The organism is Methanosarcina hadiensis (assembly GCF_046529725.1).
Lineage (GTDB): Archaea > Halobacteriota > Methanosarcinia > Methanosarcinales > Methanosarcinaceae > Methanosarcina > Methanosarcina hadiensis.
In genome coordinates this window covers 1658391-1681144 of the sequence record NZ_CP136241.1, presented here as the reverse complement: position 1 = coordinate 1681144, position 22754 = coordinate 1658391, and the positions used below count along the sequence as shown (strand labels likewise).

Sequence of the window (22754 nt, the reverse complement as noted above, 5' to 3'; positions counted from 1 at the left end):
TCTGCCAGATTTATGTTTGCAAATCATTCTGTCCCGACAGCGCTCCGGAAGGCTTGTTGCTTCTGAATGATTCCCAAAGGGGATTCTTACGCTAAAATGAAAAAAGTTAATGGGGGTATTATGAGACAGATTCCTGCAGATAATGTGCCAGACAGCACACTTTCACTACTTTTTGATGGCTACGAGTTTATCTCAAAAAAGTGCCAGAAATATCAATCCGATGTCTTTGAGACCAGGCTAATGCTTAAAAAGACTATCTGCATGCTTGGACAGGAAGCTTGCCAGGTCTTTTATAATAACGACCTGTTTCAACGAGAGGGAGCTACCCCTGGTAGAATTCAAAGAACTCTTTTTGGGCAGGGAGGAGTTCAGGGTATGGACGGGACTGCTCACAGGTGGAGAAAGCAGATGTTCATGTCCATGATGACACCTGAGAGCATCAAGCAGCTTTCGGATCTTGTGGCTGACCAGTGGGATGCCTCTATCAGGAAATGGGAGATTATGGATAGTGTTGTGCTTTTTGAGGAAATAAAAGAAATCCTGTGCCGCGCAGTCTGTACCTGGGCTGGAGTTCCACTTGCAGAGTCCGAAGTCAAACAAAGGACAGATGAGCTTTCTGCAATGATCGACAGTCCGGGTGCAGCAGGACTGCGGCACTGGAGGGGAAGGATTGCAAGGCAAAGAGCAGAGGAGTGGGCAGGAGACCTTATAGAGCTGGTGCGCTTCCGCAATCTTGAAGCACCCGCGGAAAGTGCTATTAACATTATTGCCTGGCACCGCGACCTTGAAAATGAGCTTCTTGACAGGCAAATAGCTGCAGTAGAGCTTTTGAATGTGCTCAGACCTACAGTAGCTGCTGCAAGGTATGTCATCTTCACTGCAATGGCGCTTCACAGGTACCCGGAATACGGGCAGAGAATCCGGAAAGAGAAAAGCTACGATGAATTTTTTGTGCAGGAAGTCCGCAGATATTATCCCTTTTTCCCTTTTGTTGCAGCCCGTGTGAAAAAAGAGTTTGAATGGAAAGGTTACTTTTTCCCCACAGGAAGAAGGGTAATTCTTGACTTATACGGCACAAATCGCGATGCCAGACTGTGGGAGAGCCCTGACGAATTTCGGCCTGACCGCTTCGAAATGCGTGAAGAAAACGCCTTTGATTTAATCCCTCAGGGAGGAGGGGACTTTTACGAAAACCACCGTTGCCCTGGAGAATGGATTACGATGGAAATCATGAAAGTTGCATTGAGATTTTTTACTGAGAATATGGAATATTATGTGCCTGAACAGGACCTGAGTATGGACCTTACGCGCGTACCTGCCATACCGGAAAGCCGTTTTGTAATCGAGGGCGTGCACAGGAAAAATCCTGCATAAAAATTCCTTTCATTCAATGCAGTGGACATCTGATTTAAAAAATACGAATGTAAATAATAATTAAAGGTTGATGCAGAGAGCCTATATATGTACCGATTCATACTTACTGCATGGTTCCTGACCTCCTGAATCCTATCAATATGCCTGCAATCAAGGGCATAAGAATTCCTCTGAATCTATATGTGGTTCTTAATGAGCCAGCACTGCTTGCCGGTATGTCTTATCCCGTGATGCGCACTCCCTGGCAGAACATAAGCGACGCTGGTTTTTCAGGAATTATCTGCCTCTGCGATTCAAAAGTCCCTTATAACCCTTATCCCCTGGAAGTATTATTTTCCGCAGAGATGGAGGACCTTCACTATGGTTTTCCCCCAATTAATCCTCAAATGCAGGAAGAACTCGTAAGAGAAGCAGCCGAAGTAACAAAGCAAGAAATTGAAGCCGGGAAGGGGGTTATTGTCCACTGCATGGGTGGAATAGGCAGGACAGGTACTGTTCTTGGTTGTGTACTCAAGGACCTTGGTTTTAATGTGGATGAAGTAATAAATTACCTGGATAAAATAAACAAACTCCGGGGCGTAAAAGGATGGCCTGAAGTAAAATGGCAGAAGGATATGGTACAGAAGTACTGATTGGTATTTACCAATTGATATTTACTAATGATATTTACTAATGATATTTACCAATTGATATTTACTAATGATATTTACTAATGGTATTTACTAATGACATTTGCTTTTGATTGATATTCTTCTTTTAAAATATTTACCTGGCTTCTTTTCTTTTAAAGCTATCTTCTTCTCATTCGACGTTTTGCTTTGAAATATGGTCCACCTTCAACTGATGAAAAAACTTAAGAACATTGTTGTATATACAGTTTAACTATAATTAAGATGTTGGCGATAGCTATGGTAACAAGTGAAGCAAGACAGAGGACGAATTTAAACAGGATGAAACAATTAATGGAAGAAATCGAAAATACGACAGATGATTCTGCTTTAATAGCCGAATTAAACGAATTATTAAAGAAACATTATCCGCTGTCTTTGAAATGGCATCTTATTATATTTAAAAGTGAAGTCGAAAGAAGCTTAAAGTTTTTGGAAGATATAAGAAAAGAGGAAGTAAAAGCTAGCAGAAATCGGAAGCAAGGGAAAGAACCAAAAGAAGGCTTAAAAGAGGTGTACTACAAATCCTCAGAGATTCCAGGTGCATTTAAACTCGATTATTGCCTGGTATATGATACTGATATAAATCAGTACAAGTGGTTAAGATGCAACACTCCAAGGAATACCAGAGCTAAGGTTTTTACAATTCCAAAATCCATGATTGGGGAGGACAGGCTGCAGTGGAGTGAAGAGGCAAAACAAAAATGGGGCGAAGACAGCATAGGACAAATGGAACAGGTAGAAAGGGCTATTAACAATTAAAAAATCACAGATCACAAATATCAAAACAGCAGTATCTTTCAATTCCGTGGCTGGCATAAAATAGCCATACTAAAAAGAGAATTCCAAAAGACTAAGAGATTTTACTGGAGATTAAAACAGGTGGTGTGGAATCGTCAAGCTGTACGGTTTAATCTCCAGAGAATCTCAGGCGCCAAATCCAGTCCGATCAGGCAGTGATTTCCTTGTTAAGGATATAACCTACCATTGAAGGGTTCAGTTTGCTTTCCCTTGAGACCTTTTTCTCAATCTCCTCAGCCGGTCTGCCTTCCATTTTCATGTTTTTTATCTTCTCAATTACTGAGGATGAAATTGTAAAGTATTCGTTAATGTCTTTCCTGTGCCCCCAGACATCTCCTTCCAGGAGCTGTACTCTCTGCATCTGAAGGAACATTTCTATGGATTTTGAGACTGTAGCCATATATGATTTGGGCAACTGGATTACCTCAATTTTCGGGCAAGTTTCAATCAGCCCGAAGATGTCCTTGTTTGAAGGCCTGAAAGCCAGGTGAACAAGCCGCTCATTCGGATTAAGTGTAAAGATCTCTTCTCTTATACTGACTACTCTTATTCGCATGTGTTTTTCCCCACTGTTAAATGTTTTATATAAGTGTTTTATATTTTAACTCTATAATTTGTTTTTGGCTTTACTTTATTATATACTACTTATACTTATTATAAATAGTTATCTTATTGGACTAATATTATTTAGATAGTATATTGAGTTTATTACATAGATGATGCATACAATTCCTATTATTAAAAAGTGTTATAGAAGAAAAATCGTATATTCATGCGGATTTCTGAATAATTTCTGAATAGATGGTTTTATTTCACGTTATTTCAGAACAAATATATTTCTCTAAACTGCATAATTTATTTTTTCATTGAGAGTGCCGAATCTTTTTATTCAAATTAAAAAATAATGAGACTCTCTGACTTGCAGAAGTGTATAATTCTCAAATTGAAAAACAAAATCCTGATTTGTGAAAAGATTAAACGAGGACAGGGGATGTCTCTACAGTTCCATTTTAAAAAGAATGTATAAGCTCAGTTAAAAAAAGGACATACATATGTACATGCCGGCAAAAATCCATGTCTGGCAAGCAGATTTATAAGAGATAGAATTCAGATGGGAATGCATATAGCGTTGGCCATAAAATACAATTAAAACTACAATAAACAGGTTTCAGAAAAAGGACTGGCTGTTAAAAAGGTGAAGAAAAATAGTAAATAATTTTTTGAGTAGCCCGGCACGGATTCGAACCGAGGTTGCAGGATCCAGAGTCCCGCATGATTGACCACTACACTACCGGGCTTCGATGGTTTTTCGCTGTGGGGCGTGATTCTTGCGCCCTGAAGCGTATCTTCTAAAGGAGTATTTTATATATATAGCTTTCGGCTGGATGCCTCCAGGTTTGTTAAAAGTTCAATAAAAACGCTTAAAAAAAGTCCTGGTAAGAAGTAAAAATAAGTGCTGGAACTTACCTGAAACCTTGTTGAAGAGGACTTTTGAGAAAGGGCAATACTATACAGAAAGGAATTGCTCTTTAAAGAAAGGGATTTTCCCATACAGAAAGGAATTGTTCTGATAGTGATTACAGGCTATCTTCCGGCTGATCGAGGACAGCTGTCCACCACCATCGAGCCATATCGATAAGGTCTTTTGAAAACTGGCCGGAAAGCCGGTATTCTTTGTTTTTTATGGAAATAAGCCCGGCTCCAAGGAGCTTATTGCGCATTGCATAAAAAGAGGCTCGACCTATCTGGAGTTCTTCCAGAACGGCCTTCCATTCATCAGTTCTGATGGCGTTACCCGCAGTCTGGCGTTCTTCAATCATTGACAGGAACTTCTGGCCACGGACAGCAGTGACGTCTTCCTGGAAAATACGCCTCATAAGGTTATAGTAAGGGTCTCTTGAATGGCTTACACGGGTATTGGCATCTGATCGTACCACAATAGTAGTTGCTGTTCGGGGTGCGTTTTTTACAATTGACATTGTGTATCAGGCATAGCTTAAAGTGGTAAGTTTTCAGGCTGTGGAATCAGTAATTGTCTTTGAAGGTGAAGCGACCATCTTCATAATCAGATCTATGTATTCTTCTCTCAGAAGATAAATCATAGGGGTTTTGTAGGACTCCTTATGTGCTCTTAGAATTCCAAGTTTCGAATGAATATATCCTACCATGGATGCTACTGTATTTCTTGATACGTTGTATTTGCTTGAAAGCATTTCATGTAGCTCGTCAATAGTCGCTTTCTTTACCTTGATGAAGATACACAGTATAGCCCTTCGATATCCATTGGAATCAACTTCAAGGAATTTCTCTAATCTGGATTTAATTTTAGCTCGGATGGATACCATAATTACCACCTTTACTGATGTAGTAAACTATGTCAGTTATAGCTCTATATATAGGTTTGTAAATTTATTCGTCATGATGGAAATGGATACAAAAGTTGCTGCTCTTCAGGCGATTTTGCTTAGTTTTAAGTTCATCCTTGTGTATGATATATCCTTTCTCCGATATATCGCTTTTTATTATCCGTTACCATCATCCATACATTAAGATTCCACCTGGAATCAATTTGCCCTGATATATAAATTTTATATTTTCGTTTTTAACCAGACTTTTTGATAATGCGTTTTACTTCTCTCAGAGCCTGAATAGTTTCTAAACTTCTGCTGATAATTCGAATACTTAGATAATATATTTACTTACGAACATTATTATTTTCTTACGACCATATATATTAAGTTTGTGTTCGATTCTTTCAAAATACTGAATTTATTTGATTAATATAACGAAAATATTGCTTTAATGTTTTTACAGGTTGTTTTATATACAGTATGCATTTATAGAATAAATCCAAGAAAACGCGATCCTGCCACTGATTTTCTGATTCACTCCTTTTATCGGCTCCAGCGGAACGTCATATATCTACGTTAATAGATTGAATGTAAAAAAGACATTTAAAAATCTATCGTTTGAGAAGCGCTCAGATATTACTTTTGCAGAAATTGCCAGAAACAAATTTTTTAATAACAATGAATTTTAAGTAACTATTTTTGATTGTTGCTCTCAGCATCATGCTCTTCAATTTCAAGTACCACTTGACGGATAATTTGTATTAATACTTAATATATACTATTTATCAAATTTATACTTTTTATAGATTTATACTTTTTAATAGATTTGTACTTTTTACAAATTGTACTGTTTGCCTTAGCAAAATATCCAGTATTATCAGAATCTGGCATCTCTGATATACAGAATCAAAAACATCTATATTCGGCCATATTAACAGGATAAACATACCAGGATAAACATACTCTTCATTTTGTGAGTACTATTCACTTCCTTTGAAAAACATATGCTTCTCTAGATTTTGACGCCCACTAATTAATACTACAGATTTCTTTGAATGTAATCTCGAGGCAGTAAATAATTGTCGGAATAATGGTTGGAATTATGGTTGGAATTATGGTTGGAATAATTGTCGGAATAATTGTCGGAATTATAGTTGGAATAATTATCGGAATAACGGTAGGAAAGATATAGGTCGAATTTCGAGGAGTTATTAATAAAACTGTTAAAATGAGTTATTAATAAAACCGTTAAATAATGAAACAGGTAAACAAGGAACAGGAAAAAATAAAAATGAGAAAAAGATCAACAGTTGATGAAATGAAGTAGCTTAAAGCCTGAGTTCTCTGGCCATTTCCTGAAAAACCTTTCCTTTTTCAGTAGTTATGAAAAGTCCGTTTTCTTGCTTAATGAGTCCTTTGTCCTTCAAGATTTCCAGATATTGATCGGCGATATTAAAGTTTAAATTTGCTTCATATACAATATGAGTCTTTTTGACCCCATTCCTTGCTACTTTCAAAATAGCTTCTACAATATCAGTCCTGCTTCTCCTTTTAATACTGAACCCTCCCCACAATATATAAAAAGCGATCTTTGCGAAAGATAAGCTTTTTGCAATCATATTAAAGATTATCTCTCAGGTATCAAAGATTCTAATTATTAATCAGATCACTTTCTATATAATCATATCATTTTCATATAAAATGTCAAGTTCTAAAATAGAGACCCTGACGATTTGTCATAAAATAGATCCTTAATGATTTTACGAACGATCTCCAGAAAATAATGAACCGGTAAACAATGATATTAAGAAAGAATTGGATGCTTTAATCAGGCATATTTAAAAGAATTCGGTGCCTGCTGGACGGATTATCTGGAAATAAAATTTAAAATGATTCATTAGTTCGCAGACCTCCTTCTTCCGGTTACTGGTTGTGATCATAACCCTGCTATGAGTTCAAGCTTTGATTTCTATTCGCAGACCTCTTTCTTCAGGTTAGTGGTTGTGATGGTAAGTATGGTTTGATATATTACCATTTCTTACCAGAGATTTCTCGAAACTCCATTCACACCCGCATATTCACAATACTCAAATACTGTTACTGAAGATGGTATTTACAGTTTTGACACTGGTTCTGTTGAAGTGGCGGATAAGGTAAACTTCTGCTTAAAAAGGACTTCGTCCTTTCATTCTTTGGATTAATAAAAATTTCATCCGGCAGACCGGTTTCAATAATGTCGCCTTTATCCAGGACAACGACCCTATCAGCAATTTCATGAGCGAACTGCATCAGGTGTGTTACGATCAAGGTTGTCATTCCCCTGCCTACCAGGTCTTTGATTACATAAAGAACCTCACCTACCATTTCAGGGTCAAGCGAAGAGGTTGGTTCGTCAAAAAGCATAACTTCGGGTTTCATCGCAAGTGATCGAACAATAGCAACGCGCTGTTGCTCTCCTCCCGATAAGTCTTCCGGAAAGCTGTCTGCTTTATTTTCAAGATTTATACGGCGCAAAAGAGTTAACGCGTTTTCTATTGCAATACTGCGGTTGATACTCAGAACCTTAACAGGAGCTTCAATAATATTCTCAAGAACAGTCATGTGAGGAAATAAATTGAACTGCTGAAAAACCATCCCAACTTTAAGCCTTATTTTGCGGATAACCTCCATGTCCTCCTTTGAAGGATTTAATCTATTATTTGAGTTCAATCTAATGCCATCCACAATAACCTCGCCTTTTTGGAAATTTTCAAGGCCGTTTATGCACCTTAAAAAAGTGCTTTTCCCGCTCCCCGAAGGACCGATAATAGCGACTACCTCGCCTTTCTTTACATCAAGGCTGATGCCTTTAAAAAGATGATAGTCATTATAAGATTTGTGCAGATTTTTTACCGTTATTATGGCAGCCTCTGGCTTTGACAATCAAATCACTCCTTTTTTTCCTTTTAACCTGTTTTCCAGCCTTCTCGCTAAGAGTGATAATGGATAACTCATTCCTAAGTATAATATTGCAATAATCAATCCAAGTTCAAAATACCTCAAAGTCGAAGATGCAAGTATATTATACGTTTTAGTAAGTTCCACTATAGCGATAATCGAAACTAATGAAGAATCTTTAAAAAGCGCGATGAAATCGTTTGTAATTCCCGGCAAAGAGATCCTCAGCGCCTGAGGCAAAATTATCCGCCTGATTGCGAGGTTTCGTGGCATTCCAAGAGACAGCGCAGCTTCCATCTGGCCTTTCGGGATGGCTGAAATCCCTGCCCTGTAAATTTCCGCCTCATAAGCTGCGTAATTCATTCCCAGGCCTATAAACGCTGCTAACCAGGGGCTCAGTAAAATACCGATATTCGGCAAGCCGTAATAAAGAATATAAAGCTGCATTAAAAGAGGCGTACCGCGGTAGACTTCAATATAGGCGGTTGCTAAACTGGTAAACGGTGCGCGTCCGTATAAACGTACCAGGGTAATGAATAACCCGAGTGTCACTGCAAGTGCCATTGAGATAACTGAAATCATAACTGTTATCCCTGCGCCTTTGAATAGTGTCGGGAAAAAAGTAAAGATCGGTGACTGTCGACTTTTTTCGAGGTCAGCGTAACCGGCGTCTACCTGCTTTCCGATATGTTTTTCAGGACTTTTCGGATCCGGGTAAATATACGGCGCCCCACCCTCTGCGTCCGCCCCCCATATGAGTGTGCCCCGCTCCTGAATCCTATCCATGGCACCGTTATTTTCCTGCGCCATGCTTATATTCGATGACAAAAAAACAAATATCCCAAATAAAATACAAAATCCCAAACAATTACATTTATTCTTCAGCATATACCACCTCAAAATACTTTATTCAAATTAGAACCGTCCACAAAAGTACACCCCGTTAGTTAAGTAGAACCCATCAGTGCAGGGCAGATTAGACTTGATAATAGAGCGGATTTCATTATTTCGCATTATCTTAAACTTTTCTATATAATTTTATAGTTTAGACTGTATGGGTTCGTTTAAAAAAAGAAAACAGATTGCAGTACCTTAATCAAAAAGATGTTTTTGACATTGGATTAGTTTAAGAAACTCAGAAACTCCTGTAATATACAGTAATTAATTTTGATTACATCTCTACCAATTGCGATTATTTATGTTCAGTTTGCTCATCTGTGAAATAGAGTTTTCAAAAGAGTAACAACCAAAATAGGCGTATCATAATAAGAAGAAATTTTTTAGATGGGAAATAAATGTAATAGTCTTTGGATTTCTTTCAAAGGGTTTTTAGAGTACTTAAAAGTGATTTTTTAAGAATGAATAATTATTCTCTCAGATTAAGGGGAGGTGGAACTGACAAACTAATTAAGGCTTATAAAATCCGAAATGTAAGTATTCAGGTAAAGTGGTAAAATCTTGTCAAGATTAATTGTAAAAGAATAAATAATAATCTGCATTTCACATCTCTTTATATTACCTTTATTTGGAAAGAGTTAATGCTTATGAGAACTTGGTTTTGGAACATTAGGTTAAGGCTTAAGAGTTATTTTAAGTTCTGATGTTGGATATTTAGGGAAGGAAAAATGTAAGTATTTCTTCCCACTAAACTCTTTTATATTCATTCAGCTTTAATATTTTAGATTCTATAATTTGATGCATAGATTCACTCATTTGAAGTGAATTCAAATTCACAGTTTTGAAAGTAATAGTTTATGATTCCTGAAGTAATAAATGCCTTCAAATCATTATACTCTAAATGTATGTTAATTGCTTTTCCCTTATAAGTATCCATATTGGTCGGAACTGCTTTACTACTAACTAGGCTTGTCTTTCCAAAATGTGCAAAGGAACTTCTGTAATATCCATAAAGAAAACCCGCAAACACTTCCATAACTTCGTCTATATTGTTTTCTAACCTGCACTTTTTGGAGTGCTTGCATTTTTCATAGCATAAGCATTCTCTGTAGCCATTAAATTCAAAAGAAATATCTTCTGGGAGACTACATTTTTTGGGTTCAAAGCATTTATATACATATTTATCACTAATCTTGTCTTTGAAAGTAATTGAAGTTATTAAGCCTTTTTTTTGATCGGAGCTTAAATATTTTTTGAAGAAGCTTCTAACTCTATTGGTGGTACCATACTTTTCCTTATGTAAACTAGATAAATCATTTATTAATTTCTTGAACCGTTTAATATCGATTATGCTTGTATTTTCTAATAACTCAATTTTTTTCTCTTCCCTGATAATTCCATTTTTTGAAGATATTAGCCAATCTTCAAATTTCTCACTATCTTCTATACCTTCCTCCATGTATATTCCATATAATTCTTTAATAAGTTTATTGAATTTCTCGATATCGACGACGCTTGTATCTTTTAACAAATTGTCCCTTTCACATTTCCCTAATATCTCTTTTTTTGAAGATACTACCCACTCCTCAAACAGATAGTTACTAGATTTATCTTCCTCTTCACTCATTAAAATCTCAATAGAAATGAAAAGTATTAACATAGGTAATTTTTGAGAAACAAAAGGATCAGAATATTCAGTCATTTGTTCACACTTTGAAACATATACTAAGGAATGAATAAAATTATCGCCATGATTTTTTAATTTAGAAACAGATGCCAAAAATTTTTCATAAGATACATCACTGGATTTAAAGAATTTTTGATGAATTTCGTTAATAAGCTCTGTATCTCCAATAAGAGCCTTTGTTTCTAGATATTGAACATCTTTATTAGAAACCTTAGCTTGAAAATCAGTTTCTTTTTCCATCATTCTCATGTCCATTAGATTTTTTGAAGTTATTAAGAGATTATAGGTCGTTCTTAATACTTTCTTTTCATTTTATAATAATTCCTTGTGAACATATCTTTAAAACACTGCGCTTATATATAGGCTGTTTACACTCGATAAATTACCTTATAGTATTATATTCTCTATTTAGGCTTGACTATTAGAGTTGCAGCTAAAAGAAAGGAACTCTTTTGATTTCGTGAATTGAACAGGATTAAAAAATATTGAAAACACAACAAAATCAAAAAGAATATTTACATTATTTTCTTTATTATCTGCGTGAGAAAAATTGGAAATAGTCACTGAAGAACCATTAAAGATTCTATCACAGCTTTTAATTCCCATTATTGTTGTTATTGTAACAGGTTTTGTACAGGTAATTTTCAAAACTTATTTAAGTTTACGTGAAAAAAACAAGTACATTGAATTATTGAAAGCTAATTTTCCTTCTGTAGAAGAATTCCTAGACAGGATAAAAACTTACAAAATAATTACTGTATACTTTTCGTCATACGTGTACTTTATTGTTGGTGTTTTAGCAGGCTTTTTGATTGAGCTAATTTTAGTACCGGTAATTGCATATATCTTTGAATATATTCTCGATATAAACTATATTGGAAATTTATTAGACTTAAGTTCAGATGTAGTCATATTAAATGTGGTTGCGCTTATTTATTCATGTTCTAACAGCGGAATACTTATCGCTTTATTGTTTTTTATTTCTTGGTGTAAATATCTTGGGTCAAAGAGACTTTTTACTCCTAAAATTAGCGAATATGGCGAAGTAGAAACATCTTTTGTTTATCAGTCATTTTGGGTTTTTATTGGCACTGTTTTTGGATTATATATAGCTATGTTTGTTTATTTTACTGCGACTCTATATAATCTCTCAATAATCGACAATAATCTTTCATTTAATAGAGTTCGATTTGATCTTATATATACACATTTACTTTATCCAGGAGTTCACGTAATTGCATATATGTTAGGATTTTCTGTAGGCCTTGTTTTAATAGTTGCGTCATATTTTTTTGCTAAATGGTTCAATGAGAGCGTCATTAGGTCAATAACAAATTTATATAAGTATGATTTTCCTTATGTTAAAATAAAAACCGAAAATGGGGAAGTTAAAGGTCAATTTAGAGGCATTTTAGATAAATATTTAGTCACTTTAAGTGAAAACAATATCTTGAAAATAGTACGATGGGATAAAATAGAAACTATGGAAATTATCCCTAGAAATAAAAAAGAACCTTATATTTTTAATGAAGTATTTAAAAAATAATAAAGAAACCTATTTTCTTTAAGAAAATATTATAATGTATAAATATAAATTCAGAAAAATAGCAATATTGAAGATATTGCTCGAGCAATATCTTCACCAATAGAGAGACAGGCTTTAGATTGATTAAAAAATTATTAAATAAAAATGATATGTAACTATTTTTAATTACCTGCCTTCAGATTATGGTTTTCATTACTTTGGTATTACCAGTTTGAACATTTGTATTAAAACCAATAAAGTATTACAAACTAAACGAAAAGTATGTTTTTATTCTTTTGAATTTTATTAAACCCCTCAAAAAGGGGGAACCTTTATACCCGACGATTATTAATAGGGTTACGACCTTAGACAGAAATCAAAGAGGAATTGACACCATCCCGGAAAGATAAAATTTCAATTATGAGTTCAGGCCACATTCAGGAGCGGATAAAATGGAATATAAATACGACCTCAATGAAAAAGCTCTTTATATTGAAGAGAACCGATTAACTGCGTATAGCCTGGAGAAAAACGAGATTGGGAACTGCACGAGCTGTGACTCCGTTCTTATGAGCCTCAGTTATCATACTGCGGGGGAAAACATCGTGGTCGTAACGAAGTGCGTTTCATGCGGTGCCTTTTATGCAAATATTTATGATTCTGAATGGAACTGGGTAGATGAAGCTCAGATCTCACTTCTTCCAATTCCGATACCAATAAGTAGTCCTGTGATTGAAAGCTTGGAAGAGCTTGAAGCTGTACCTATAAAAAAGCTTGAAGTGATTTTTTCAAAAGGAGAAATTGAAGCTCTTTTCGCACGGGCAAAAAATAGGACCCCTGTTCGCCAGTATCTTTACAGGGCGCGCAAAAAATACGAACTCTTTGAAGAAATTTTTGGCTTAAAGCTGGATCTCTAATTTTGTTACATGAAAATTCTGTTTTAGAATGTGTCAGGACAGAAATTTGGCTAAAAAACGGGATAAAATAGTAACATTAATATTAAGTTACCCGAAATTAACTGCCAGATCTCCTATAATTGAGAGTAACCAAAATTAGTTCAAGAAAAAAATAATTCAATGATTCAAATTTAAATAAATAGTTATTGTAGCCCTCTGAATTATAGTCTTCTGAAAATTTTTTCCTTTAGAGTTTCCTGACAAAAAGTTATCTGACAAATTCTTATCGTCTGAATAAAAGACCAGAATGTAATTAAAAATCCAGAATATAATTAAAGTTAGTAATGGATCTGGTTTTGAAATAAAATAAGGACTAAAGAGCACTTTTGATACAATTTAACTCTTTCCGATACTATTTGCTGGACGTAACTAATAATTGATTTTTCTTCTGTAATATAATAGGCTAAAAAGAAAAAAGACCTGTTTCTATATTTAGGCTCCTACTATTATGAAGTAGCTATGGTTAATATTTAATGAAAGAAATGAACATTCTTTACCTATATGTTTTTGCATATTTTTGAGCTGCAGAGTGTAGAGGTTTGAGCTCAAACTTCATTATATAAAAATAGCGTAATAGAAATAATTTATTACATTAAAAGTATATATAATATTTAATAGAAAGATGGATATTGTAAATAAATTTTAGTCAGAGTAAAATAACTTATAAATTATTTTGTTAATATTGTGGCAGGATTGAGTAATTACTCAGTTTAAAAATACCTGTGTCAGTCTTTTCTTAACAAACCCGTAATTTTTTAATATTTATTTTAGACTATAATTACTTGCAGGCATATTGCCTGTCTTTGATTTCATGGCCTGTCTTTGAGCCAGATCTGGCACATCAAGCAGGATATATTAAAAAGGCTATTCATATACTATCTATGAACAGATGCATGTAACAATGAAATTTCCTTCAAAACCTCTATTTTTGTTAAGTCAATTGTTCTATAGACTATAGGAATAGACCAGTTTCAGCCGATAACCGTAATATTAACTACGAAACAATGCTAAGGAAAAATAATCCTAAAAACAGGTGCTTTTATTCCTACAAAATATAAGAATGAAATAAGAGGAATTTATTAGCCTGTATGGTTAGAAAAATTTTGTTTTTTAATCCACTCTTACTATCTATATGCTAAACATCTACTTTTAGAGGAAAAATGATTATTATTTTGCTATGTGTTTTTATAGTTTTTTTGCCTGATGAGCCTACACTATTTGGTTGAAAAAGTATATTATAAATATAGAGTAATAATTTAATACTGTACAAATAATTTTTTCAAAGTTTTCAAAATTATTTAAAAGATAAGTCTGCACTTTCGAATTATGATTAATTGTTTATATTATGGCACATACATCTATTTTTGAAGTATCTTTTCTAAAACTCCATTCTATAATATATAACATATAGAAGTACTATATATAGCAGAAAACAGTAATTATTATGTATCACAATGTTTGAAATAAATATGACAATATATATTTATATGTTGATGGAATGGGGCATCTTAAGAGGGCAAAAAAATACATTCGTATTGTAGATAGGTTATATTCTTTGACTTATTTTTTTCAATTACTCTTAAAAAATATATATGTCACATTATCTTCTTTTTGTATTACACACATATTTATGACAAGAGTCGTTAATCTATACATGACATATATCAAACAATGAAATCTGAATAGTGTTACGCATTATTTTGAATATAGTTCCTAAAATATATCGTCTAGTATTTAGTACTATTAACTGTTCAGCATAATATATGGTTTAAAAATCATTTGATAATATATACTTATTTAAAAAGATTATATGATGCATTGTTTTTAAGTAATTGTAATTTAAGTAAGTAATAGAAAATATACTATATAATGAATATATTTAATTGTATATTTTTTACAAAGTATTAAAAATAAGTATTAATTATTAGATATAAAATCGATTATTAATTATTAGATATAGTTTAGCAGTTAGATATTTTACAAAAAATTGGTTAGAAGATTGGCTAAAAGTTAAGTGTATTATTTGTTATGTGTATTTCATTTCAGTAACTAATTAGAGAATTATGTATTAATTTAATAAATTTTATGAATCCATAATATATTATATAGGACTTACGCGGTTGAACTGAAAAACAACAGCTCTAAACCTTCGACTGTCTAAATCATCGATTTAACTGCAAGGTCTATTGATCATGATTTTTATCCTCAAGTGCGTAAGTCCTATTATATTTTAATAACTCATCCAAAAATAAAATTGCTGGATGCAAGTACATATAGTATTATTAAACTATATTTATATATTATTTTCTGAATTCCTTAGTGTAGACTGTTAGAATTAAACTACCCATAAAACACATACTTATAAATAAAAATGGACTTTTAACATTTCTAGTCTTTTACGTCCATATATGGAAAAAATGTAGTTCTGTAAAAAGTGTTTAAAGCCATATATTTCTATCTTTTTAAAAATTTAAATAATTGTAGGACATATTATGTAGACGTCCTTTAATAGACATTTTGTGACCATACAATGTTCTGGCGCTGACAAGCGTTCTGGTGCTGACAAGCATCCGAGTGCAGGTCATATTTCATTTCACACATTTCATTTCATTACAGTACACATTTAACAGAAACCCGAAAGTCATGCTCATAACTTATTTCTTTGTCTCACTATTATCGAAATATAGTATCTTATATTAAATAAAATATATTAATATTAAATTTATATTTATAATAAATATTACCAGAATACCTCTACGTAATCCATAGTTTTTGAGAATAACAGCGGGCCCACATATGCTTGAAAACATTGATCTCTCTCTGGCAGTAACAAACGGAGATTATAAGAAAAGTATGAAGACGCTTCAGGTTGAACTCGGCGAGCTTCAAAGGAAGGCATGGGAACTAAAAATACCTATTATAATTGTCTTTGAAGGGTGGCATGCATCAGGTATGGGAGAGGATATCAACCGTTTCATACTCCCTCTGGACCCGAGAGGATATGATTTTCATACAATGACCAGGCCCTGTTATAAGGAAGAGCTAAAGCCTTTCCTGCTTCATTTCTGGTCCAGGATTCCTATCAGAGGGAGAATAGGGATTTTTGACCGGAGCTGGTACAGCAGGGCAGTAATTGAGCTATTTGCGGAGGAAAAAAACAAAGATGCCCTTGAAAAATCCCTGGAAGAACTGACCTATTTTGAGCGCCAGCTTTCGGATGACGGATATTTGATACTCAAGTTCTTTCTGCACATAAGTGAAAAAGAGCAGAAAGAGCGCTTTAAGGAAATAAAAAAGAGAGGCATCCCCCTTATTCTTGAAGAATATAAAGATAAAAGCGGGAAAGACCTTCAATTTATCGAAGGCTATGAAGAATACCTGCCTGTTGTTGAAAAAATACTCGAAAGAACCGATGTACCTTATGCCCCCTGGACAATAATTGAGGCAAATGACAGGAACTTTGCAGTCCTGAAAATAATGTCAAAGGTTGCAGGTGCGATCAAAAAATGTATTGAAAAAGTAACACGCACTCCGGAACAGCAGACAATTAAATACCTCGATATGGCAAAAGAAAAGCTCCCTGCACTTGACAGGTCATTCCTGGAAAAGGTAGACCTCTCAAAAAGTATTCCCCTGGAAGAGTACAGGGAATCAAAAAAACTCTTTCAGGAAAAAATCGAAAACCTTCAGTACGAACTTTTAAGAAGAAAACGTTCTACAGTTATCATTTTTGAGGGATGGGATGCTGCAGGAAAAGGGGGAAATATCCACCGTCTTGTTGAACAACTTAACCCTAGGCTCTACAGGGTCGTGCCAGTAGGTTCTCCAAATGATTATGAAAAAGCCCATCAGTACCTCTGGCGCTTCTGTGATGCAATTCCTATGGCAGGGCATATAACCATTTTTGACAGGAGCTGGTACGGGCGCGTTCTTGTGGAAAGAGTGGAAGGGTTCAGTACGGAAGAAGAATGGGGAAGGGCTTACAGGGAAATAAATGAATTTGAAAAAATACTTTATGACTCAGGAGCAATTATCCTCAAGTTCTGGCTGCATATAGATAAGGAAACCCAGCAGGAGCGTTTTGAAAGCCGGCTTACTGACCCGGAGAAGCGCTGGAAAATCACAGACGATGACTGGCGGAACAGGAACAGATGGGACGATTATGAAATCGCAGTCAATGAAATGCTTCAGAAAACCAGTACCATAGGAGCTCCCTGGATCGTAGTTGAATCAAACGACAAGCGGTGTTCAAGGATAAAAGTCCTTAAAACGGTAGCTGAAACCATTGAAAAAGAACTGGATACCTGAACAGGGTTGAAAAATTATTTTAAATTCTGGAGTTGTTCGGTACACTCGGTACACTCAACAGACTCGGAAAGCTTCACAGGGATCTTTGCACGTTTTTCTGGAGTCTTTTCAGGATTTTCTATAGAATGCCCAGCACTGACAGAGTTTTTTTCAAGCTCATTCTTTTCCATCCTATGCCTGCGCAGGGCCACATCAATGCTCTTTTTCAAATCTTTTTCATCAAAAGGCTTCACAACATACCCCGAAGGTCCTGTTTTCCAGGCACTCTCAACTATTTTACTTTCGGAGCAGGCAGTCATATAAACAACAGGTAAACCAGAACGTGCTTTGATCTTTTTTGCAGCCTCTATTCCGTTCATCTCCCCCTTCAGCATAATATCCATCAGTACAAGATCAGGAAAAGTGCTTTCCGCCTTATTCACGGCATCCTCGCCAGATGAAGCAATGCCTGCCAGTGTATACCCCATATTCTTTAACATGCGTTTTATTCCCATTGCAACAATATGTTCGTCTTCCACGATCAGAATTCGTCCTTCCGGCATTTTTGTTACACCTTTGTTCTGCCCTTCAGAGCCTGAATCGTTTTACTCCCCAGTTTATCCTGCTGAAATTGTTCATCAGATTACCAGTATCTTTATCAATCTTTCTCTTAACTGGATATAGAATTTTATGACTGAACATAGAATCTTATTCCCTGCTCTAAGAAAGGCTTCTTGAGCGCAATTCATACAGCCAAATTAGTTTAACCCAGCTTATCTTACAAGGCTTCTATATCAGTGAATGTATATAGCCTACCCTCTACGGTCCTGACCTGAGAGAAGAGATTATTTGGAGTCCCTGCGCCGGACAAAATACAGGGGAAATGACAGGTAAGATGTGATATTTCAAAGCTATTCAAAATTTTAATCTGGTAAATATATTTACAATAAAAAACTGGAAACAGAAAAATCTCATAATGTCTATAAAATTAAAGTCTCATAATATCTACAAATTAAAGTCTCATAACGGCCAAAAGATTATTTATTAAAGAAGAATTTTATCTTCCAGAGAGTATAAATCTTAAAGACAGTTAAGTAAAGGTATTACGAGAAATTGCGAGAAACTGGTTCAGGTGAAACACAGGGATTGAAAGTGCTTGTAGGTGCAGATTCGAAACATTCCAGGCTGAAAAATTCATAACGACTTTACCTGCCTATTTTTCAGCCATCATTTCGTCATTTATCCTTCTTCCTTTCATTTCGTTGTTTATCCTTCGTTTTCTTCACCAAAACCATCTTCTTTCCTTAACCTGTGCAGAGCTATTTCAATATTGCTGTGAAGATCTTTTTCATCAAAAGGTTTTACAATGTAACCGGATGGCCCTGTTTTTTTCACTCGCTCAAGGATGTTGCTGTCTGAATAAGCGGTTAGATAGACCACAGGCACACCAAAGCGTTCTTTTATCTCTTTTGCAGCTTCTACCCCGTCAAGTTCCCCTTTCAGCATTATGTCCATAAGCACAAGATCCGGAAAAGTGCTTTCAGCTTTGCTTATAGCGTCCTTTCCCGAGGAAGCAACGCCTGTAACTGTATAGCCCAGGTTCTTTAACATTCGTTTTATTCCCATAGCAACAATATGTTCGTCTTCTACAATCAGTATTCGTCCTTCTGCCATTCCTTACACCCTTGATTTATACTTCAGCTCCTGAAAAACAATTTTAAAAGCGGTTCCCCTGCCTGAATCCAGTTCTATGCTCCCGTTAATCTGGTCGACAAGTGCAGTTACAAGCTGGAGCCCAAGAGAATCCGTATCTCTGAAATTAAGACCTTCTGGGAAGCCTTTCCCATTATCCCGGACAATAAGAGTTAGCCTATCCTCTACTTTTGTAAACTCCTGTGCTTTTTTAATTTCGGCACAGTTTGTTTCCTCGCTCATAGCCACTTGAGCTTCGGTATTTTTATAATTTTCTATATAGAGAGAATCTCTTCCGTTTCTATACAGCTGGATATTGATTTCTCCGTCCTCTCCTTTGGAAAAAGCGTGTTTAAGGGCATTTGATACCAGTTCGTTGATTATAATACCCAGAGGAACTGCAGTGTCCATGCCGAGAAATACGTTTTCAATATCCAGCTTCAGATTGATTTTTCCGCTTCCTACGGAATAAGAATGGAAAAGATAATCGGAAAGATCCTTGATATAGTCTGCAAAGTCTACACTTACCATATCTTCTGACTGGTAGAGTTTTTCATGAACAAGAGCCATAGATTTGACCCTGTGCTGGCTCTCCTTAAAGGCTTCAATTACCTTTTTATCCGAAAAATTTCCGGATTCGAGATAGAGAAGGGTTGAGATTACCTGAAGGTTATTTTTAATCCTGTGGTGGATCTCTTTTTTGTGGATTTCTTCAATCTGCAAAAGGGCTTCTTCGGCTTTTTTATGCTCTGTTATGTCCAGGATAATTCCCTGCAGGTGGATATCTCCTTTTTCATCTCTCTGGATAAAGGTCCTTTCATCTACCCATCGGACCTCCCCTGATCTGGTAAATATACGGTACTCCGAAGTATAAAAGTCACAACCCGATTCTACATTCCTTGCAAGCTCCTCGTACATACCTCCAAGGTCTTCCTTATGGACGATCTCTTCGTAGAGAATCCTTTTTGAGGTAAAATCTTCAACTTCGTAACCTAACCTTACAATATTTTCCGAGACAAATTCTGCAGGCCAGCCAGGTTCATATTTCCATAAAAATACAATTACCGGACTGTTATTTATGACACGCTCCATGTCTTCTTTAAGCTTATTGGAGTGTTCCAGTTCCATTGCATAATCCAGCAGGGCTTTTTCTGCTGCCCTGCGCTGCATAGTGACAAGGTCAAGGGCTCTGCGAGTCTTTTCTATCCCATCCGTAAGGAGCCTGAAATCCCCCTGCCCATGCACGGAAATCTCTCGCTTGAAATCATTGTTCTGAAAAGCAGTAAGAACAGCGTTAGAATCATCAATAATTATATTAAGGGTCTCTGAAAACTTGTCAAGTGTATCCCCAAGCTCTCTGAACTCTCCCTGCACATCTAATTTGACCCTCTCTTTTAACTCCCCTTTTGCAAGGGCATTGGTTACCCTTATGGTTTCCCTAACAGGAATAACAACCGCTTTGAGAATTTCATTCAATCCTCTGGGAATCTCCTGAAAATCAATTTCCACATCAGTATTCGCCCTTGCGTCCAGGTTCCCTTTTACCGCCTCCTGTGCGATATTCTTGAAATCATCAACAATATCATCAATAGGTCTTGTGATGGATCTGGCGATTACATAAGCAAGAGCAGCCATAAAAATAATTGAGATTGAAGATATGATGAGAAGTCGGTCTCTCAGGTCGGTTACTCCTGCAAGCATTTCTTCTTTGGGAACGACCAGAACGAAAGCAAAATTCCCTGTTTTAACGGGTTCGTAAAACATAATTACGGTTTTACCTGTTGTAGGGTCTTTAACTTCAATATGCCCTTCTATTCCTTGCCGGATGTCATCTGCAGCATTTTTTATTTCTTCTTCTTCAAAGTCAGAGAGGCTTTTCTTTCCAATCCAGTCTTTATTTGCAGGATGAGAAAGAAAAATACCCGTATTGCTTACCATGAAGGCATACCCTGTATCAAAAGTGCGGATACTGCTTGCGACCTCATCAACATACTCAAGTGGAACATCCACACCTGCTATTCCTGCAAATTCTCCGTTTTTAAAAATAGGGGAATCATAGCTCACCATGAATATTCCTTCATAAAAATAGGGCTCAGTCAGGATATCTCTGCCTGTTGCTTTTGGGAGCTGGTAATAATCAGAAGAATCATAATGGACAAGAGGTTCGATAGTCATAGAGCCTTTAATTTTGTTGCAGTAAGGGACAAACCTGCCTGTTGCATCATGCCCGGAAGCATTGATGTAATCACCGTCCCTGCCGTCAAATGCATCCGGCTCATAACCCAGGTAAACCCCGATTAATTGAGGGTTCTCTTCAAGAATCCTTTCGATAATATTCATTGCCTCTTCTCTGTCCCGGGAATCATATTCAGCCATGGTAAAGGCAAGCGTTCTCGCTACTGCCTGATTTGCCTCCATCTGGGAATCAAACTGATTTGCATAGTTGGCTGCCATCTCAATGGATTTTTCATAAGCAAGCTTTTCTTCCTGAGAGGTTACAGTCCCTATTATAACCGCTGTGGATACGGTAAGGACAAGGAAAACTCCTACAACAATGAAGATAACCAGTTTAGGTTTCAGGGGGACATTTTTAAACCTCATATTACTGGGACTCCCGCAAATCAGGTTTTTTGGGAAATATTCAGCTTGTGCTGGCAACTACTGTTTTTAAAAACCGGGGGCATTAAATTTCTGTAACTTTTCGGGCTGATTTCTTATAGTGTGAAAAAAGCTCCCTGCCCCAGCAGAGGGCACTTTCATCGAAACTCATTACCTTTCTGTGGTCATATTTTCCCTGCCTGTCGAAAAGGCAGAGATACATGAAACGGTCAGTGACAGCAATGGTTGGAATATGGAAATTTTCCTGACAGACAACCACAGTTGTGTTTTCGGAATCCAGAAGAGACCTGAGTTCTTCAGGAGATTCATTTTTAAGTCTCTCAAACACCGATTCTGTCAGTACGAGCTCAACTTCAGCCTCACTCTTAGCAAGCTTCGAATAAAGAGAAGGATAAAGAGGATGATAATATGAAAGAGAACTCAGAATGCACCCGGATTTTGTAAGGTTTTCCGTAAACTCTCTCGGGAGGTCAAAAAGATGGTTCAGGTCGGGCTCGATTACCATACATTCCCCAAGCTCGCCCAGCCGCATGAACAGGTCATGGGGTATGGTACTCACATCCCTGCTTGCCCAGTATTCTTTGTTTTCCTCGATCACCTCAAGGGTATTCAGGAGAGGAAGCATATTTCCCACAACCAGTTCTCCTATATCGGATAGCTTATAGGTGTCTCCTTCCTGAATGATTAATCCCTGTTTATTCAGAATTTTTATCTGGGGCATCATTGCCTTGGAATTAACATTCAGAGAAGTCTTTATTTGCTCTATGTCCCTGGGCCCTTCCATAAGCAAAAGGAGAAGGTTTTTTCTTTTTTCAGAAAGCCAGATAGTATCGCATAAAGAGGTGCTCATTGCTATTCCTTATATAAATAAACTTTTATTAATATGTTATGTTTTCCAATTTTTAAAAATTGAGGGTTGTTGAATCAAAACCCAGGATTATTGAATGTTTTATACTCAGT

The 22754-nt window shown here is 36.0% G+C and carries 17 protein-coding genes and 1 tRNA gene; 6 read left to right on the top strand and 12 right to left on the bottom strand.

Annotation, left to right across the window (positions count from 1 at the left end; translation table 11 throughout):
- Window positions 1-120: 120 nt before the first annotated feature.
- The 3 genes from RSJ42_RS07230 (at window position 121) to RSJ42_RS07220 (ending at window position 2804) form a co-directional block, all read left to right on the top strand.
- A complete protein-coding gene (locus RSJ42_RS07230; RefSeq protein ID WP_410509907.1) occupies window positions 121-1374 on the top strand; it encodes a cytochrome P450 in 1254 nt (417 codons plus the stop codon).
- 110 nt (window positions 1375-1484) lie between these two features.
- On the top strand, window positions 1485-2006 hold the full coding sequence (locus tag RSJ42_RS07225) for a hypothetical protein (RefSeq protein WP_410509906.1): 522 nt from the start codon (window positions 1485-1487) through the stop codon (window positions 2004-2006).
- A 276-nt stretch (window positions 2007-2282) separates the two neighbouring features.
- Window positions 2283-2804, top strand: a complete 522-nt coding sequence (locus tag RSJ42_RS07220) for a hypothetical protein (RefSeq protein WP_410509905.1) — start codon at window positions 2283-2285, stop codon at window positions 2802-2804.
- 187 nt (window positions 2805-2991) lie between these two features.
- Here the strand turns inward: RSJ42_RS07220 and RSJ42_RS07215 are convergent, their stop codons facing one another.
- The 8 genes from RSJ42_RS07215 to RSJ42_RS07180 all read right to left on the bottom strand — a co-directional run bounded on the left by RSJ42_RS07215 (window position 2992) and on the right by RSJ42_RS07180 (window position 10970).
- Entirely contained in the window at window positions 2992-3399 is a 408-nt protein-coding gene (locus RSJ42_RS07215) for a DUF1699 family protein (protein ID WP_410509904.1), read from the bottom strand.
- Between the two features lie 669 nt (window positions 3400-4068).
- Window positions 4069-4141: transfer RNA gene (locus RSJ42_RS07210), tRNA-Gln, on the bottom strand.
- 279 nt (window positions 4142-4420) lie between these two features.
- Entirely contained in the window at window positions 4421-4822 is a 402-nt protein-coding gene (locus tag RSJ42_RS07205) for a hypothetical protein (protein ID WP_410509903.1), read from the bottom strand.
- A 33-nt stretch (window positions 4823-4855) separates the two neighbouring features.
- Complete coding sequence (locus RSJ42_RS07200; protein ID WP_410509902.1) at window positions 4856-5188, bottom strand: DUF2551 domain-containing protein; 333 nt, start codon at window positions 5186-5188, stop codon at window positions 4856-4858.
- Window positions 5189-6522: 1334 nt separating this feature from the next.
- Window positions 6523-6768 (bottom strand): winged helix-turn-helix domain-containing protein, encoded by a 246-nt coding sequence (locus tag RSJ42_RS07195; RefSeq protein ID WP_410509901.1) that lies wholly within the window; start codon window positions 6766-6768, stop codon window positions 6523-6525.
- A 523-nt stretch (window positions 6769-7291) separates the two neighbouring features.
- Complete coding sequence (locus RSJ42_RS07190; RefSeq protein ID WP_410510334.1) at window positions 7292-8095, bottom strand: amino acid ABC transporter ATP-binding protein; 804 nt, start codon at window positions 8093-8095, stop codon at window positions 7292-7294.
- A gap of 21 nt (window positions 8096-8116) precedes the next feature.
- The gene (locus RSJ42_RS07185) at window positions 8117-8941 is read right to left on the bottom strand and encodes an amino acid ABC transporter permease (RefSeq protein ID WP_410509900.1); all 825 of its coding nucleotides are present in this window, start codon (window positions 8939-8941) and stop codon (window positions 8117-8119) included.
- Between the two features lie 895 nt (window positions 8942-9836).
- Window positions 9837-10970 carry a hypothetical protein gene (locus tag RSJ42_RS07180; protein WP_410509899.1) on the bottom strand — a complete coding sequence of 378 codons (1134 nt, stop codon included), beginning with the start codon at window positions 10968-10970 and terminating at the stop codon, window positions 9837-9839.
- Window positions 10971-11265: 295 nt separating this feature from the next.
- On the opposite strand from RSJ42_RS07180, the gene RSJ42_RS07175 reads away from it, so the two are divergent.
- The 3 genes from RSJ42_RS07175 (at window position 11266) to pap (ending at window position 17504) form a co-directional block, all read left to right on the top strand.
- Window positions 11266-12261: a hypothetical protein gene (locus RSJ42_RS07175; RefSeq protein ID WP_410509898.1), complete on the top strand. Its 996-nt coding sequence runs from the start codon at window positions 11266-11268 to the stop codon at window positions 12259-12261.
- Window positions 12262-12692: 431 nt separating this feature from the next.
- On the top strand, window positions 12693-13157 hold the full coding sequence (locus RSJ42_RS07170) for a hypothetical protein (RefSeq protein WP_410509897.1): 465 nt from the start codon (window positions 12693-12695) through the stop codon (window positions 13155-13157).
- A 2835-nt stretch (window positions 13158-15992) separates the two neighbouring features.
- The gene (gene pap / locus RSJ42_RS07165; protein ID WP_410509896.1) at window positions 15993-17504 is read left to right on the top strand and encodes a polyphosphate:AMP phosphotransferase; all 1512 of its coding nucleotides are present in this window, start codon (window positions 15993-15995) and stop codon (window positions 17502-17504) included.
- 14 nt (window positions 17505-17518) lie between these two features.
- Here the strand turns inward: pap and RSJ42_RS07160 are convergent, their stop codons facing one another.
- The 4 genes from RSJ42_RS07160 to RSJ42_RS07145 all read right to left on the bottom strand — a co-directional run bounded on the left by RSJ42_RS07160 (window position 17519) and on the right by RSJ42_RS07145 (window position 22644).
- Window positions 17519-18046 (bottom strand): response regulator, encoded by a 528-nt coding sequence (locus tag RSJ42_RS07160; protein ID WP_410509895.1) that lies wholly within the window; start codon window positions 18044-18046, stop codon window positions 17519-17521.
- A 703-nt stretch (window positions 18047-18749) separates the two neighbouring features.
- Window positions 18750-19157, bottom strand: a complete 408-nt coding sequence (locus tag RSJ42_RS07155; protein WP_410509894.1) for a response regulator — start codon at window positions 19155-19157, stop codon at window positions 18750-18752.
- 3 nt (window positions 19158-19160) lie between these two features.
- On the bottom strand, window positions 19161-21776 hold the full coding sequence (locus RSJ42_RS07150) for a histidine kinase dimerization/phosphoacceptor domain -containing protein (RefSeq protein WP_410509893.1): 2616 nt from the start codon (window positions 21774-21776) through the stop codon (window positions 19161-19163).
- Window positions 21777-21858: 82 nt separating this feature from the next.
- Complete coding sequence (locus tag RSJ42_RS07145; RefSeq protein ID WP_410509892.1) at window positions 21859-22644, bottom strand: helix-turn-helix transcriptional regulator; 786 nt, start codon at window positions 22642-22644, stop codon at window positions 21859-21861.
- Window positions 22645-22754: the final 110 nt, after the last annotated feature.

Excerpts from the sequence above, each read along its gene's own strand:
- RSJ42_RS07230 (WP_410509907.1), top strand. The coding sequence starts at position 121 with ATGAGACAGATTCCTGCAGATAATGTGCCAGACAGCACACTTTCACTA.
- RSJ42_RS07225 (WP_410509906.1), top strand. The coding sequence starts at position 1,485 with ATGGTTCCTGACCTCCTGAATCCTATCAATATGCCTGCAATCAAGGGC.
- RSJ42_RS07220 (WP_410509905.1), top strand. The coding sequence starts at position 2,283 with ATGGTAACAAGTGAAGCAAGACAGAGGACGAATTTAAACAGGATGAAA.
- RSJ42_RS07215 (WP_410509904.1), bottom strand. The coding sequence starts at position 3,399 with ATGCGAATAAGAGTAGTCAGTATAAGAGAAGAGATCTTTACACTTAAT.
- RSJ42_RS07205 (WP_410509903.1), bottom strand. The coding sequence starts at position 4,822 with ATGTCAATTGTAAAAAACGCACCCCGAACAGCAACTACTATTGTGGTA.
- RSJ42_RS07200 (WP_410509902.1), bottom strand. The coding sequence starts at position 5,188 with ATGGTATCCATCCGAGCTAAAATTAAATCCAGATTAGAGAAATTCCTT.
- RSJ42_RS07185 (WP_410509900.1), bottom strand. The coding sequence starts at position 8,941 with ATGGCGCAGGAAAATAACGGTGCCATGGATAGGATTCAGGAGCGGGGC.
- RSJ42_RS07180 (WP_410509899.1), bottom strand. The coding sequence starts at position 10,970 with ATGGACATGAGAATGATGGAAAAAGAAACTGATTTTCAAGCTAAGGTT.
- RSJ42_RS07170 (WP_410509897.1), top strand. The coding sequence starts at position 12,693 with ATGGAATATAAATACGACCTCAATGAAAAAGCTCTTTATATTGAAGAG.
- pap (WP_410509896.1), top strand. The coding sequence starts at position 15,993 with ATGCTTGAAAACATTGATCTCTCTCTGGCAGTAACAAACGGAGATTAT.
- RSJ42_RS07160 (WP_410509895.1), bottom strand. The coding sequence starts at position 18,046 with ATGCCGGAAGGACGAATTCTGATCGTGGAAGACGAACATATTGTTGCA.
- RSJ42_RS07155 (WP_410509894.1), bottom strand. The coding sequence starts at position 19,157 with ATGGCAGAAGGACGAATACTGATTGTAGAAGACGAACATATTGTTGCT.
- RSJ42_RS07150 (WP_410509893.1), bottom strand. The coding sequence starts at position 21,776 with ATGAGGTTTAAAAATGTCCCCCTGAAACCTAAACTGGTTATCTTCATT.
- RSJ42_RS07145 (WP_410509892.1), bottom strand. The coding sequence starts at position 22,644 with ATGAGCACCTCTTTATGCGATACTATCTGGCTTTCTGAAAAAAGAAAA.